Genomic DNA, 16,768 nt, shown 5'->3' on the forward strand with positions numbered 1-16,768 from the left:
TTCCAGAGCGATCAAGCTTGGAATGATACGCAATCGGCGCGATTGCGCAATCTTGACAGCGCAAATGGACTGTGCGTTGACAACAGCGTCAGCGGGCCGGCAGCAGCGGGCTGGCGGGCGGCGCCGGCGTTGGCCTCTGCGGCGTGACGGATTTGCCGAAGGCATTGCCCATGCGGTGTTCGAGGGCGGCGCGGTTGTACAGGCCCAGCTGGTTCGACGGACGCTGCACGGTCGCTTCCGCGCCGGACAGGCCAGGCGGCGGCCGGTTCACGGTGTTGCTGTTGGGTAATAATTTTTCACTCAAGCAAGACATCGATTGCGCGCGCTTGCCGTTCACTTCCACCTCCACGCAGCCCTTCTCCGGCGCGGCGGCTTTCACGACGACGGTGTGTTCGTCCGCCTGCGCGGCCAGGGTGGCACAGGCCAACAGCAATAGCGATAACAGGCGTGCCATGGCGGCTCCCGGAGCGGTGGAATAGGCGCTCAGCATAGCAAGGTCATGTGTCGCAGCGATGACACTGGCCTGCATGCAGACTGACGCATGTCATACAGTTGTCATTTTATGAAGCTACCATCCTGCCATTCTGCTTGAAATATTGCAGTCAAGACACTTCATGAGCAGGCTCTCGTTGATTTCCCTGGACAATGACACGAATCCACCGCCGCACCGCAACAGGTAACGTCCTGGCCCTGTCCGCCTGCTTGCTGATGACATTCATGACATTCGCGCGACCGGCTGCCAGTGCGTCCGGTAATGACGCCGGCACGCAGGCCACCGTGCGCTTCGACTTGCCCGCCCAGCCGCTCGATGCGGCGCTGGTGGCGTTTGGCGAAGTGACCGGGTATTCCGTCCTGGTCAGTAGCACCCTGGCTGCGGGCAGAGTGGCCGCGCCCGTGCGCGGCGACTACACGCCGGCCGAGGCGCTGCGGCGCTTGCTCGCCGGCACGCAGCTGGGTGCGCGCTTCAGCGGCAGCAATGCCTTCACCCTGCTGGCGCTGGCCGACGCCCCCGTGGCGCTAGCGCCCACGTCGGCCGAGGCGGCACCCGCCACGCCGCCGTTGCAAGGCTATGCGGCCATCCTGCAGCGCTCGCTCACGCGCGCCCTGTGCCGCTTGCATCCGGACGCCTTCGGCCGCTACCGCCTGGCCTTCCAGCTGTGGCTCGATGAACGGGGCAAGGTACGCGCCGTGCACGTACTGGAAGGGAGCGGCGTGGCGCAGCGCGACCGCGCCGTGCTGCAGCGCCTGCGCAGCCTGCTGATGGATGGCGCGCCGCCGGCGGGCTTGCCGCAGCCGCTGACGATCCTGTTGACGCCGCGGCCCGATCCGGACGCCGATTGCGCGCCGTATCTGCATCTGGCCGGGGTGCCCTGAGCATGTCGGAATTACTCAAAACCACCTTGCGCAAGCTGTTCCTGGAACGCTACGGACAGTTTCGCCGCCACCTGCAGCGCCGCCTGGGCTCGGAAGACCTGGCCAATGACGCGCTGCATGAAACGTATCTGCGGGTGGAACGGATGAACGCGCCCGAGGCGATCAGCTATCCGTCCGCGTATCTGATGCGCATCGCCATCAACATTGCGGAAGATCAACGCCGCGATAATGCGCGTCTGCTCAGCCTGCCCGATATCGACGATTTGTACGAGATGGCCGATGAATTGGCCGACCCGGCCCGCACCTTCAGCGCGCGCGCCGAACTGGAAGAATTGGAGCGGGCCTTGCAGGAGTTGCCGAAACGCCGGCGCGCTATCGTCATCGCCGCCCGCGTCGACCAGTTGCCGCACCGCGACATCGCCGAGCGCTTCGGCATTTCCGCCCGCACAGTAGAGAAAGAATTGCGCGCCGGCCTGGAACATTGTTGTGAGCGCATGGGACGCGATTTCATTCAGCGCTTCGGTCCCGGCGCAGGAAAAACGTCTAAACATCATGATTGAACAAGCGGAAGACGACATGAGTGTCATCCAGAAGGAAGCGCAGGCGTGGGTCGTGCGCCTGGCCTCGGGCCAGGTCAGCGAGCGCGATGCGCAAGTGTTTCGCCACTGGTGCGCGCGCAGCCGCAAGCATGCGACGGCGTTTGCCGAGGCGCGCGCCGTGTGGGGTGCGATGGCGCCGGCCGCGCGCGCCGTCAAGCGGGCGCAGCGGCCCGTGAACACGGCGCGGCGCGCCTGGCTGGGCGGTGCCGTGGCCGCCTCGCTGGGCTTGCTGGTGCTGCGCCCGCCCACGGACCTGTGGCCGGCCGTGGCGGGGCTCGTTGCCGACTACGCCACGGGCACGGGCGAGCAGCGCGCAGTGGCGCTCGACGGCGGCGTGCTGGTACAGATGAATACGCAGACGCGCCTCGATGCGTCGCCCGTGCAGGACGGCGCCGCGTCGCTGGTGCTGCTGGCGGGCGAGGCGGAATTTCAGGCCGGCTTGCGCGGCGCGGCGCGTGTGCGCGTGCAGGCGGGCGACGGCACCGTGTCGGCCGGCAGCGCGCGCTTCAATATCCGTTTATTTGGCCAGGAAGTGTGCGTGACGTGCCTGGCGGGCCGCCTGCGCGTGGCGCAGGCCGGCAACGATGCGGAGCTGGCGGCTGGCCAGCAGCTGCGCTACCGGCCCGAGCATTTCGGCATCGCGCGTGCGGTGGCCAGGGGCGACGTCAGCGCGTGGCGCCAGCGCTTGCTGGTGTTCAAGCAAAGCACCTTGGCCGAGGTGGTGGACGAAGTGAACCGCTACCGTCCCGGCAAGCTGATCCTCAATGGTGACGCCTTGAAACATACGCGCGTGCAAGCCAGCTTTTCGCTCGACCACCTCGACGACGTGATCGCCCTGATCCAGGATGCGTATGGCGCGCGCGTGACGCGGCTGCCGGGCGGCATCGTGCTGTTCGGCTGAGCTCCGCCAAGGCGGCGCGCCAAGGCGGGGCGCCAATTATGACATTTTCATGACCTTTTGCAGTCCCGGACCTTGTTCCCTGTCAATGCTGCTGGAAGCCGCGAATCAGTGCCTGCCGCCCGCCCCGTGCGTGCCGCGTGCCCTTTCGCGATATCGGTCAGCAACGGAACATGAAAAGGGAATGTCGCCATGCAGCGAAGCAAGTCGGTCACGAAACACGCATCCTCCTCCGCCATGGCGGGCAACCGGACTGGGCGCCCGGTGCGATTGAAACCGCTGGCGCTGGCCATCGCCATGCTGTTGCAGGCGGGGGGCGCCCAGGCGCAGCAGCCGTTCAGCGGCGCCTGGTTCGCCGGCAAGGGTGCGCAGCAGGGCACGGCTGCCGCCACGGGACGCTTGCCGAATGGCCAGCTGGCAACCTCGCTGAACAATCCTTTGCTGCAGCAGCAGAAGGCCGAAGGCAAGCTGCAGCAATCGCTGAACAACCTCTTGCTGGCCGCGCGCGGCATCGCCGCCGAGCAGGCGGTGCAGGCGGCCGCGCGCCAGGCGGCACTGGCCGCCGGCGGTGCACCCGATGGCCTGGTCAAGCGCGGCTTGCAGGTCGACAGCAACAGCCTGACGGCGGGCTGGCTCAACGCCCAGGCGCCCGTGCAGACCCAGGCCGACGGCAAGTCCGTCGTGAAGGTCGTGCAGACGGACGACAAGGCGATCTTGAACTGGGAAAGCTTTAACGTCGGCAAGAACACCTCCCTGCAGTTCGAGCAGAAATCGCACTGGTCCGTGTTGAACCGCGTGAACGATCCGCTGGCACGCCCCAGCCAGATCCAGGGCCAGATCAAGGCCGACGGCACGGTGATGATCGTCAACCGCAACGGCATCGTGTTTACGGGCAGCAGCCAGATCGATACGCGCAACCTGGCAGCGGCCGCCATGGGCATGAGCGACAGCCAGTTCAAGAGCGGCTTGTATGGCAAGGCACAGGGTGCGGGCGCCGTGCCGACCTTCGCAAATGATTTGCTGCTGGGCCAGAATACCTACACGCATGGCAAGGCCGAGGCCGATGTCGTCGTCGCCGCCGGCGCGCGCATCGACACGCGCAAGCCGCAGACGGTGACGGAAGGCGGCGGCTATGTGCTGCTGGCCGGCCGCAGCGTCGAGAATGCGGGCGCCATCACCACGCCGAATGGCCAGACGACTCTGGCCGCTGGCGACGCCATCGTCGTGCGCCCGGGCCAGGGCACGGACAAAAACCAGTTTTCTAGCACGCGCGGCAATGAAGTCGAGATGCTGCGCACGGCCGGCAGCAGCGCCGGTGCCGTCGTCAACAACGGCGTGATCCAGGCGGCGACTGGCGACATCACGCTCAGCGGCAATAGCGTGCGCCAGGATGGCGTGCTGTTGTCGAGCACGACCGTCAATGGCCGCGGCAGCATCCACCTGGCGGCGGCAGGCGAGAACGCCGGCGTCACCCTGGCGCGCGGCAGCGTCAGCGCTGTCGTTATTGATGACAACGGCGCCACGGCGCTGGACGTACAGCGCGATACCTTGCTGAAAGACACGGGCAAAGGCACGGACACGCCGCAGGACCGGCGCGACCAGTCGCTGGTGCGCATCGTTTCGGCCGGCAACGTGGAGTTCGAAGGCGATTCGCTGACCCTGGCCACGGGCGGCCAGGTGCTGGTCGACGCGGCCCGCCGCAGCCACGTGGCGCGCGACGCCGCCATCGACGTCTCCGGCGCCGTCGGCGTGAAGGTCGACATGAGCAGCAACAATGTGCTGATCAACGTGCAGGGCAACGAGCAGCGCGACGCGCCCGGCAGCCGCGACGCGAAATACCTGAACAACAGCGACGTGTGGGTCGACCGCCGCGACCTGGTGCTGGTGCCGGCCGGCACCAATGGCTACGCCACGGACCGCTGGTACACGGCCGGCGGCTTGCTGGAAGTAAGCGGCTACCTCAATACCAGCGGCCACGGCATCGGTGTATGGGCGGCCCAGGGCGGCACCGTCGGCTTTGGCGGCGGCGAAGTGGTGACGCAGGCCGGTTCGCGCATCAACATCGCCGGCGGCTCGCTGGACGTGCAGACGGGCATGGTCAAGCAGACGTGGCTGAAGGGTGCCGATGGCGCGATGGTCAAGCTCAGCACTGCCCCCGGCGACAATCTGTACACGGGCTTGTACCGCGGCTATGAAAGCACGCATGCGCGCTGGGGCGCGAACACGACGGAAACGCACGCGAATGCCTTGATCGGTCCCCGCGAACGCCTGGAAAACGGCTACACGGTGGGCCGCGATGCGGGCCGCCTGATCGTTTCCACGGGCGCGGCCGTGCTGGAAGGCGATATCGATACGTCCGTGTTCCAGGGCGAGCGCCAGCAGCGCAAGCGCGATGACGGCGTCGATAGCTACAAGCAGGCGCAGACGTCGGCGGCGCGCGCCGGTCAACTGATCGTCGGCAAAATCACGCCCGTCTTCGATACCAGGACGGGCCAGCTGCGCGACAGCCCGCAAGCCGTGCTGGAGAACGTGCAAATCGGCAAGGTGGCGCCCATCGCCGATGGCCAGCTGCTGAGCGATGCCTTGCCGGCCGCGCGCAGCAAAGCCTTGCAGCTCGATGCGGACTGGCTCAATGGCCTGGAACTGGGCGCCCTGAATATCTACGCCTACGACAAGCTCGACGTCAACGCGGATGTACGCGTGGCCGATGGCGGCGACATCGCCCTGCACGCCACCGATGTGGCCATCAAGGCGAACCTGAGCGCGCGCAGCGGCAACATCGCCGCCGGCAATATGGTGTCGCGCTATCTGGCGGACACGGGCGCCGTGTGGCTGGATGGACCCGTGTCGCCGGAAGGAAGTCCCACGGTCCCGGCCGGCGTGCGCGTGGCGCCCGGCGTGCGCCTCGATGCGCGCGGCGTGTGGAACAACCTGGAACTCGATCCGGGCGCTGGCGCCAGCCTGCCGTACGTGAATGGCGGCAAGGTCACACTTAAAAGTTCGGGCGGCATCGAACTGGCCGGCGGCAGCGTCATCGACGTTTCGTCCGGCGCCGCCCTGATGAGCAATGGCAGCCTGCAAGGCGGGCGCGGCGGCGACATCACCCTGGCGGTCGACTTGCCGCGCGAAAAAACGCCGACGGGCGCCTTGCTCAAGCTCGACGGCGAGTTGCGCGGCCACGGCGTGAAGGGCGGCGGGCGCCTGACGATCGACAGCGGCACGGCCGTCAGCATCGGCGGCAAGCTGCAGGGTGGCGACGTGCTGCCAGGGGGCAGCAGTGCCCCCGTCGGCCTGCGCCTGAACGATGATTTTTTGATCGCCAAGGGCGAGAAGATTCCCTTCGATTTCGCGCTCACACTCAGCCTGATCAAGCCGGGACAGACCTTGAGCCAAGTTGTGACGGCGGACGTGTCGTCGCAGAAACCGCTCGTCGTGGCGGCCAGCGTGGTGGTGCCGCCGGGCGCGAGCTTCTTCATCAACGGCACGACATATCTCCAGGGCGGTTCCATCGTTCCAGCCGGCAGCGTGGTAACGGCCATCAATGGCCTCACCACGGGTTTCGTGGTCTCGGCGGCGGCTTTTCCGAATGGCTTGCCCATCTTGCCGATAACGACGCAGTATGCGGCTGGCAGCATCGCCGCCGCCGACGTGCACGCGCCGCGTGGCGTGTTGCTGCCGACCGGCACCATGCTGGGGCGCGACGTTGCCGTGCAGCCCATGCTGGCGCTGGACGCCAATCTGTTCCAGAGCGGCTTTGCCGACTATGCCGTCACGGGCCGTGACGGCGTCGTGGTGGTCAAGGATGCGCATATCGACGTGAGGATGCCCGTGCTGCGCTTCAAGCCCGCCACCGGCCACACGGTGGCGGGCGGCGCCGATCCGGATGCCGCGCTGGAAGTGTGGACGCCGCAGCTGTACCAGGAGGACGCGCGCAAGGGCCAACTGACGCAGCGCGCCGGCGCCGACCTGACACTGACGGCCGGTAGCCCGTACGTGAAGGGCGCCCTGGCGGTGGCGCAAGGCGCCGTCGTCACGGTCGATCCGGGCCGCCAGATCAGCCTGACGAGCAATGGCCAGGTCAGCATCGATGGCCGCCTCGACGCCTGGGGCGGCAAGATCGCCGTGCTACCCGGCACCCTTGGCACGGGCAGCGATGCGGATGTGCCGAACGGCAAGGGACAAGCCACGTCGATCTGGATCGGCGAACACGCCGTGCTCGACGTGGCCGGCCGCGCCACCGTCGCTACCGACATGCGGGGCGGGCGCTATGGCCGCGCCGATAAGGGCGGCAGCATCGAAATCGGCGCCCGCTACAAGGCCGACGCCGCCAGCGTCGATGCGGCCGATGCCTTTGTCGTGGTGCGCCCGGGCGCACTGCTCGACGCCAGCGGCGCGCAAGCCACGCTGGACTTGCCGAAGCAGGGCGCCGTCAACGTGGCCGGCAGCGGCGGTTTGATTTCGCTCAGTTCCTACAACGGCATCTTTGCCGACGGTACCCTGCGTGCGGCGGCCGGTGGCGCCGGTGCGGCCGGCGGCACCCTGGCAATGGCGCTGGACACGCCCAATTACGGCCAGGTCGACCGCCAGACGCTGCAAGGCGCCACCGTCGACAATGTGGTGCGGGTGCCGCGCGAATTCGTGCTGGCGCAAGTGCAGGGCGACAGCGTCTTGCCGGCCGACCTGCGCGCGGGCCAGCAGGATGACGCCTTGCGCTACGGCCGTGCACGCCTGGGTGCCGACCGCGTGCAGGTAGGCGGCTTCGATAACCTGGCCATGCATGTGAACGGCATGCTCAGCGTGGCTGGCGATGTCAAGCTGGCGCTGGGCCAGAGCCTGCGCCTGAGCGCCAGTTCGCTGGGGTTGGCGCAGCAGCCGCTGCCGGATACTGACGGCCAGGACAAAGCGAGCAGCCTTGCCAGCCAGGTTCATCTGGCGGCGCCGTATGTGCGCCTGGGTACGGCCATGCGCGGACAGAAAGACAATTACATCGTACCCAATGCCGTGAATGGCTCGAAAAACTCTGGCAAGGGGCACGGCATGCTGGGCGTGCCGCTGGTGGCCGACGGCTCCCTGCTGCAGATCGATGCGGGCATGCTCGATCTCGCGGGCGAGGTTAACGTGGGCACGCGCGGCGAGATCGTGCAGAGCAGCGGCAAGCCGCTGGCCGTCGAGCGCGATGCTTTCGAACAGCTAACCCTGAATAGCCGCGGCGACTTGCGCATGTCGAACAACGCCGCCCTGTATCAGCCGGGCAATGCCACCCTGGCCGCCGCGCAGATTTATCCTGCCACGGGCGACAGCGGCATGGTCACGGTAGGCCAGAGCAGCCGGGTCGACGAGTTCGGCAATGTCCGCATCACGCTCGATCCCTTGCGTACCTTGAATATCGAGCGCAGCGGCGACGGCGCCACGCCGAACCAGCCGTTTTCCGTGTTTGGCAGCCTGAGCCTGGTTGCGCCCACCATCAACCAACACGGCGTGCTGCGCGCGCCGCTGGGCAAGATCACCTTGGGCGCCGAAGGCCATGAAGCCTACACGGGCCATGTCAATCTGCTGCCAGGCAGCCTGACGTCGGTCAGCGCGAAAGGCTTGACGATGCCGTATGGCGGCACGCTCGATGGCCTCAGTTACCTGTACGACGGCAACGACGTCGTGTTCAAGGGCGTGGGCAACGGCCCCGAGATCGCCTTGACGGGCGCCGCCATCGACGTGCAAGCCGGCGCCGTGCTCGACCTGTCGGGCGGCGGCACCTTGACGGGCGCGGCCTTCCTTGCCGGGCGTGGCGGCTCCACCGATGCGCGTCTCAATCCGCTGGTGCAGATGAAGCCGAATGGCGGCTTCACCCTGCCGGGCCTGAATACCAACCCCGTGTACGCCATCCTTCCCGGCGTGCAGCCGGACGTGGCGCCACTGATGGCCGACCAAGGCGCGGGCAAGCCCGCCGTGGGGCGTCAGATCACCATAGCTGCGGGCGTGCCCGGCCTGGCGGCCGGCACCTATACCCTGCTGCCATCGAACTTTGCCTTGTTGCCGGGCGCCTTCCGCGTGGAATTGAATGGCCTGGCCGGTGCCGTCGAGGCGGGCGGCACGGTGGCCATGCGCAATGGTTCGTATGCCACGGCGGCGCAGACGGGCATCGCCGGCACGGCGATCCGCGACGCCGTGCCCGGCCAGGCCATCCTGACGCCGGCCGACGTGCTGCGCAGCTATTCGCAATACAATGAAACGGGCTATGCCGCCTTTGCCGTGGCGCAGGCCACGCGCGACGGCGTGCCGCGCGCCATGCTGGAACGCGACGCCAAGGCCGTGCGGGTGCAACTGATCGCCCCGTCACTGCACAGCGTCGAGGAGAACCATACGCCATTGATGATGGATGGCAGCGCCCTGTACGCGCCGGCCGAGGGTGGCTTTGGCGGTTCCCTGCTGCTGGGCACGGGGCGCCATGCGTCGACCCGCTACGAGGTGCTGGCCGACGGCACGGCGCCGCTGGCGGACTTCGATGGCGTCTCCGTGCACGCTTCGCAGATCAACGCCTTTGGCGCCCAGCGCGTGGGCATCGGCGGCTTGCCGCGCGTCAGCTACAACGATTTCCTTACGGGCAGCAACCAGCGCGCCAATATCGCCGCCATCAACGAATCGGCGGGCGGCATTGTGCTGCGCGACGGTGCCGTGCTGAAGGCGGCCGAGGTGTTCCTGGTGACCACGAAAACCAACGACGGCATCTTCCTAGAGCAAGGATCGGGCATCAATACGCTGGGCCGCGGCAAGGCGGCCTGGGATTCGCGCGATGGCTATGTGTACCAGCCGATGGGCAGCGTGCTGGCCGTCTCGAACGGCTGGCTGGACATGCTGCCGGCCGTGCGCACGCCGTCCGATTCGGATGGTCCCGGCATCATCGACATCGGCGCGTGCGCGAAGACGATAGTCGCCTGCGGTGGCACGACCTCGCTGTATTCGGAAGGCACCATCGCCGCCGTGACGGAGCGCGCCTTCACCCTGCGCGACAACGTGCGCTACGGCACGCGCAACCTGGTACTGGCGATGGGGGCTATCAATATCGGCAGCGAAGCTGCGCTGGCGGACGCCAGTGCCCGCGGCGCCCTGCCGGACGGCCTGGCGCTGAACCAGGGCGTGCTCGACCGCCTGCTGCGCGGCGACACCAGTACGGGTGCACCGGCGCTGGAAAGCCTGGGCTTGACGGCGCGCAACTCCTTCAACTTCTATGATGCGGCGCAACTGTCGACCATCGATGCGGCCACGGGCAAGTCGTCGCTGTCGCGTCTGGTGCTCAATACGCCCGCCATCTACGGTTATGGCAGCACGGACGCGCTGGCGCGCATCCACACGGACACCCTCGTGTGGCAGGGTGCGACGAATGCGCCCGGCGCCGTCGTCGCGGCTGGCCCCGGCACGGGCAGCGGCCGCCTGCAGGTCGATGCCAAGCGCATCGAGTTCGGTTTCACGCCGGACAGCCGTCCCGACACCATCCACACCCTGGACCGTTTGATACTGGGCTTCGGCCAGGTGGCACTGAATGCCAGCGAGCAAGTCACCGCCAACAACAAGGGCAGCCTGTCCGTCTACCAGTCGCAAAGCGCGTGGGATACGGCCATCAACGGCTACCGCTACAGCGGTGGCGATGTGCTGATCAATACGCCGCTGCTGACGGGCGCGGCAAGTTCCGTCAACCGCATCACGGCGGGTGGCGAGCTGAAGGTGAGCGCGCCGGCAGGCGCTGCCGTCGCCACGCCGACGAATGCGGCGCTGGCCGGCGCCCTGGGCGCCGAAGTGGCGCTGAGCGGCAACAGCGTCAGCGTGGATACGTCGGTGGTCTTGCCGAGCGGAAAATTGACCCTGTCGGCCGAGCGCGATGTGCTGCTGGGCGACAAGGCTAAGCTGGACCTGGCGGGCCGCAAGATCGATTTCTATGACACCAGCAAGTACAGCTGGGGTGGCGACGTGATACTCGACAGCCGTGTAGGCGATGTGCGCCAGGCGGCCGCCTCCGTGATCGACCTGTCGGCCGTGAACAACCGTGCCGGCAAGCTGGCCGTGATCGCCACGGGCGACGCGGCGGGCAAGGCCGACTTGCGCGGCACCTTGCTGGGCGGCGCCAGCGGCAGCTATGACGCGGGCGGCACCCAGGTAGCCTACGCGGCCGGCGGCGTGGACATCCGCGCCCAGAAGGTCGGCGACTTCGCCGGCCTGAACCAGCGCCTGAACACGGGCAAGGTGTTCGGCAGCCGCAGCTTCCAGCTCAAGCAGGGCGATCTGGCCATCGGCGACGAGCTCAAGGCGCGCGAAGTGAGCGTCTCCGTCGACGGCGGCAGCTTGACGGTGAACGGCCGCATCGATGCCAGCGGTGAACAGGTGGGCAGCATCCGCCTGGCCGGCCGCGACGGCGTCACCATCAAATCCGGCGCCGTGCTCGACGCGCATGGCCCGCTGCTGCGCACGGACAGCTACGGGCAAGTGATCGAGGCGCCGAACCGCGCCGTGATCGAACTCGCTGCGCCTGGCGGACGCCTGACCCTGGAAAGCGGTGCGCGTTTCGACCTGCGCAGCGGAGACAAGGGCGGCAACTACGGCAGCATCGACCTGAACGCGCGCCGCCTGGGCGGCGCCACGGGCGACGATATCGACATCGATGCGGCTGGCGCGCTGAACATCGCCGGCGCGCGCACCATCAACGTCAATGCCTTCTGGCAATATAAGGATGCGCCCGCCGGTACGGGCAAGGATGCGGATGGCCGCAACTACCAGAGCATCACCCAGGCCTATCTGGATGAAAAGCACGCCGACAGCCAGGCCTTCATGGCCCACGCGCTGGCCAACGGCAACTTGATGAACAGCAAGCTGCGCGGTTTGCGCGGCGATGCCAACGCCTTCCATCTGCGCCCCGGCGTCGAGATCGTCAGCGCCACGCCGGGCGGCGACCTGCATATCGATGGCGACATCGACCTGTCCGGCCACCGCTACGACGGCATCAATCCGCTGGCGCGCCTGAGCGGCGTGTACGGCTCGGGCGAAGCGGGCGCGCTGGTAGTGCGCGCCGGTGGCAAGCTCAGCGTCTTTGGCAGTATCACGGATGGCTTCGATACCCGCACCCTGCCGGTCACGCCAGACGACAAGGGCTGGCAACTGGTGAAGGGCCGCCTGCCGTGGGGCGGCGAGGTCGTCGTGCCGCAAGCGGGCCTGGTGACACTGGCCGAAGATACGTATTTCGTCTCGGGCACGAGCGTCAATTTCGCCGTGCCGATGAAGCCGATGCAGTTGCGCGGCGGCACCTTGCTGGCGGCGCCCGCCACCTTGACGGCGGAGTTGACCTTGCCTGCCGGTAGTGTGCTGGGCGGCGCAGTGCGCAACGCCGACGGCAGCGTGCTGTATGCGGCTGGCACGGTCTTGCCGAAGGCCCTGACCTTGTCCAGCGGCATGCAGCTCGATCCCGGCCTGCGCCTGCCTGGCGCGGCCAAGGTGGCGGCCATGGTGTGGCCGGCGAATGTCGCCTTGCCCTTCCCGGAAGGCAAGCCCATGGATACGGGCGATAGTGTCAATCTCGTCAACGGCGTGGTGCTGGCCTCGGCGCTGGCGCTGGACAAGGGCAGCGTGCTGCCGGCCGGTACGCTGGTCAAGCTGCCTGGCGACGCGACCATAGTGGCGCTGCGCCCTGCCGACGGGGCGGGCCGCCAGGGCCGCAACCTGGCGCTGGCGCCCATGCTGGCCCAGGGTTCGCAAGCGTGGTCGCTGCGCCTGGTGGGCGGCGCCGATACGGCCGCCGCCGATACGCGCGCGCTGCGGCCGCATGCGAAGGATGCCCACCTGATGCTGGCCGATACGCATTACGGCATGGGCGCTACCCGCGAGTTAATTCCAGGCACCGGCTTACCCGGACAATACATATGGGGCGACGATGCCGCCCAGATTGGGCAGGAACCGGGCACGCCGATCGATATGAGCCAATTTCCCAATGAACAAGACCTTCTTGGCTACAACGACTGGGGTATTGGCGTACTCGTAGTCAAGATCGCCGATGGCACGCCGCCCGAATACAGGGACGTGATTGCGCCGGCGCGCCAGTCCCTGTTCAGCGTGCTGCGCACGGGCACGGGCGACCTCGATTTGCTGGCTGCCGGCGATTTCGACATGCGTTCGCTGTATGGCGTCTACACGGCGGGCACGCAGTCGGCCTCGCCGCTGGTCGATGGCAAGGATCTGTTCAATCTGCCGCGCGGCCTGAGCGCCAAGGGCAAGTTGCTCGGCGCGCTCGATGACAAGCTGACGCGCTTCGTCGATGGCGGCAGCGAGAGCCTGTACCGCGCCTGGTATCCCGAGCACGGCGGCAACCTGCTGTTGCGCGCCCAGGGCGACGTCAAGGGCGACACCGTGGGCACCGCCCTGCAGCGCCGCGAGGATGCCATCGGCACCCTGAACGCGCAGCAGGACACCAGCGACATCGGCACCTGGCTGTGGCGCCAGGGCAGCGGCAGCACGGGCGCGGGCGTGCCGACGGCATGGTGGATCAACTTCGGCACCTATGTCGCGCGCCCCGAAGGCTATGACCTGTTTGCCGGCTTGCCAGTCGTGTCGGGCTTTACGGGCATCGGTACCCTCGGTGGTGGCAATGTGCTGCTGCAGGCGGGCGGCGACGCCGGCATGCTGACCTCGCGCGCCGATCCGGGCGGCATCTACACGCCGCGTAGCCAGGGCCTGAACGTGGCTGTGGGCAGCACGGGCAGGGTGACGCCGGATGGCAAGCTGCTGCTGACCGGCGGCGGCGACCTCGACATCCGCATCGGCGGCGGCCTCAACCCTGTCGCCGCGGTGCGCAGCTTCGATGCCAACAGCGACTTCCCGAATGCCGATACGCGCTTCGAGCGCCAGTATCCCACGCTCAACAGCACCTTCACCAATCTGCGTGGCGCGCTGCGCATGGAAGCGGGCGCCGTGGGCGGCGTCGAGTTGCGTTTCGACCGCGCCGATCCGAAGGAATCGCGGCCGTATGAAACCTACACGGCGGGCACGGCCATTGCCAGCGGCGGGCCTATCCTGGTGCCGGGCGACAGCGGCGTGCGCATCGATGCGCGTGGCGACCTGGTGCTGGGCGGCACGGCCGATGCGGGCCGCGTGAAGCAGCTGGCAAACGGTTCGCCGTTCAACTACCAGGGCGTCGAGCGCAAGGGCGAGGGCTGGAGCTGGTTCTCGCTGTGGACGCCGGCCACGGCCATCGACCTGTTCAGCGCCGGCGGCAATCTGACGCCGACGTCCGCCTGGATCCAATCGGTGACGGGCGACAACCACGCGCCGACGGACGGACGGTATGTCATGCCATCCGTGCTGCGCGCCGTGGCCGCCAGCGGCAGCTTGTACTACGGCAATGCCAGCCTGGGCAGGCTGGGCGAGGTCGGCAAGGTTGATATGCCGCAAAACGGCGTGATCCTGGCGCCGTCGCCGGTGGCGCCGCAATTTGTCAGGACGGGCACGGGCCAGCTGGAAATGCTGGCCGCCGATTCCATCCATGCGGCCGGCTATCCGATCACGCCGTCGGGCGCCGATCCGCGCCTCTTGCCGAACCCGTTCAATCCCGGCTTCGTCGGCGCCCTGGACAAGGTCTGGTACGGTTTGCTGCCGCTGCATAACGTCAGTGCGAATGCGCTGGCGCCCGGTGCATTGAAATGGTTTGGTGCGACGCCGAATGGCGCCGGCGACGCCACGCAGCAGCTGTATCCGTTATTCAGCATGACAGCGCCAACGGTGTCGGACTACGTGCCGCTGGGCCAGGTGCCCGCGCATTTCTATGCCAACAGCGGCGACATCGTTGGCCTGCGCACGGGCGGCATCGTGTACCGGGGGACACTGAAAGGTGAAACGGGTCCGCTGGGCGTGTGGTACGAGGGCGGCGGCGCCGTGGCCGTGCGCGCCGGACGCGACATCGTCAATTCCGGCACGCCGCTCGGCAGTGTCGAGAACGTGCCGGAAGGCGCGGCGGGATGGACCAGCCAGGGCTTTGCCGGCCGGCCCGACTATCCGGACAAGCCGGTCGTCTCCGGCGTCTCGTCGGCGCGCGGCAACCTGTTCGTGCATCGCAATGCCGCCGACGTCTCCGTCGTCAGCGCCGGGCGCGATATCCGCTACAGCACCTTCTATGTGGCGGGACCGGGCCAGTTGAACGTGAGCGCCGGGCGTGACCTGTACATGGCCGACAAGGCGGAATTGCGCAGCCTCGGCGCCATCGTCAGCGCCGGCCCCGGCGAACGCGGCAATGGCGCCGGCATCAGTGTGGCTGCCGGCGTGGGCCGCAATGGTCCCGACTATGCGGCCTTTGCGGCGCGCTACCTGGACCCGGCCAAGCTGGCCGATCCGGGTCGGCCGCTGGCCGACCAGGCCGGCAGCGCCGTGTACGTCTACGGCGGCAAGCTGACCCTGGCCGACTGGCTGCGTGGCCAGTTTGGCTACAAAGGCGACGAGGCGGGCGCATCCGCCTTCCTCGGCACGAAGCAGGCTGAACTGGAGAAGGCCGGCCAGCAGACGGGCGGCGTGCGGCGCGACCTGGCGCGCGAATATGCGTTGGTGAGCCAGTTGCACCTGGTGAACTGGCTGACGACGCGCTTTGGCGGCGACAGCGGCCTGGGCATCCGCTACGACCCGGCCACCGATGCGCGCAGCTTCTTTGCCGCCTTGCCGAAGGAGCAGCAGCAGGTCTACCTGAGCAATGTCTACTTTGCCGAACTGAAGGCGGCTGGGCGCGAGTATAACGACCCGGACGGCATGCGCCGCGGCAGCTACCTGCGCGGCCGGGAAGCCATCGCCACGCTGTTCCCATCGCAGGACAAGGCGGGCAAGAAGATCGCCTACCAGGGCGACCTGACAATGTTCAGCAGCGCGCTGTACACGGTCGATGACTACGGTGGCATTTACACCAAGCGGCCGCTGGCGGGCGTGCGCTACCTGAGCCCGCAGGAGTGGCTTGAGGCGGGGCGTCCAAATTACAACGTGCCGCACGTGATCGTCAACGATGCCGGCATCCACACGGATTTCGGTGGCGATATCGGCATCACGGTGCCGGGTGGCCGCGCGCTGATCGGCGTCGATGGCGGCTATGCGCCGGGCGAAGGTTCGGGCGTGCTGACGCAGGGCGCCGGTGAAATCCAGATCTACGCCAGGGACAGCATCCTGCTGGGCCAGAGCCGCATCTTCACCACCTTCGGCGGCAACATCCTGGCCTGGTCGGCCACGGGTGACATCAATGCGGGCCGTGGCACCAAGTCCACCGTCGTCTACACGCCGCAGCGCCGCACCTACGACAGCATCGGCCTGGTCAGCCTCTCGCCGAGCACGCCGAGCACGGGCGCCGGTATCGCCACCCTGAACCCGATCCCGGAGGTGCCGCCTGGCGACATCGACCTGATCGCCCCGCTGGGCAGCATCGACGCGGGCGAGGCGGGCATCCGCGTTTCGGGCAACGTCAACCTGGCCGCGCTGCAGGTGGTGAATGCGGAAAACATCCAGGTGCAGGGCAAGTCGACGGGCATGCCGGTCATTGCCGCGGTGAACGTGGGTGCGCTCAGCAATGCCAGCGCGGCCGCCTCGCAAGCCGTGACGGCGGCGCAGGACGTGCTGCAGCGCGAACGGGCCGCCACGCGCCAGGCGCTGCCGTCGCTGTTCACCGTGAAGGTGCTGGGCTTTGGCAACGAGCAGGCGGACGAGGGCGGCAGCGGCAAGGGCAAGGGCGGTGAGCCGCAGGCGTCGAACTACCAGCCGGCCGGCGTGGTGCAGGTGCTGGGCGCGGGACCGTTGACGGCGCCGCAGCTGCAGGCGCTCACGCCGAACGAGCGTCGCGGCTTGCAGCCGTGACCGCTGTACGAGCTTGACGGGAGGCCATTCCGGTCGGGGCGCCAGC

The 16,768-nt window shown here is 67.8% G+C and carries 5 protein-coding genes; 4 read left to right on the forward strand and 1 reads right to left on the reverse strand.

Going from position 1 to position 16,768, the window contains the following annotated elements; translation table 11 throughout:
• Window positions 1–88: 88 nt before the first annotated feature.
• Window positions 89–454 (reverse strand): hypothetical protein, encoded by a 366-nt coding sequence (locus ACP7EG_RS23395; protein WP_426089502.1) that lies wholly within the window; start codon window positions 452–454, stop codon window positions 89–91.
• A 263-nt stretch (window positions 455–717) separates the two neighbouring features.
• On the opposite strand from ACP7EG_RS23395, the gene ACP7EG_RS23400 reads away from it, so the two are divergent.
• The 4 genes from ACP7EG_RS23400 to ACP7EG_RS23415 all read left to right on the forward strand — a co-directional run bounded on the left by ACP7EG_RS23400 (window position 718) and on the right by ACP7EG_RS23415 (window position 16,722).
• Entirely contained in the window at window positions 718–1,374 is a 657-nt protein-coding gene (locus ACP7EG_RS23400; RefSeq protein ID WP_426089503.1) for a secretin and TonB N-terminal domain-containing protein, read from the forward strand.
• Between the two features lie 2 nt (window positions 1,375–1,376).
• Entirely contained in the window at window positions 1,377–1,934 is a 558-nt protein-coding gene (locus ACP7EG_RS23405) for an RNA polymerase sigma factor (RefSeq protein ID WP_071074977.1), read from the forward strand.
• Complete coding sequence (locus ACP7EG_RS23410; RefSeq protein WP_426089504.1) at window positions 1,927–2,874, forward strand: FecR family protein; 948 nt, start codon at window positions 1,927–1,929, stop codon at window positions 2,872–2,874. The genes ACP7EG_RS23405 and ACP7EG_RS23410 overlap by 8 nt, the downstream gene beginning before the upstream one ends.
• Before the next feature lie 189 nt (window positions 2,875–3,063).
• Window positions 3,064–16,722, forward strand: coding sequence for a filamentous haemagglutinin family protein (locus ACP7EG_RS23415; protein ID WP_426089505.1), 13,659 nt, complete (start codon window positions 3,064–3,066; stop codon window positions 16,720–16,722).
• Window positions 16,723–16,768 lie beyond the last annotated feature (46 nt).

It is taken from the genome of Janthinobacterium sp. PSPC1-1, from assembly GCF_049897625.1.
In the GTDB taxonomy this organism is placed as follows: domain Bacteria; phylum Pseudomonadota; class Gammaproteobacteria; order Burkholderiales; family Burkholderiaceae_D; genus Janthinobacterium; species Janthinobacterium tructae.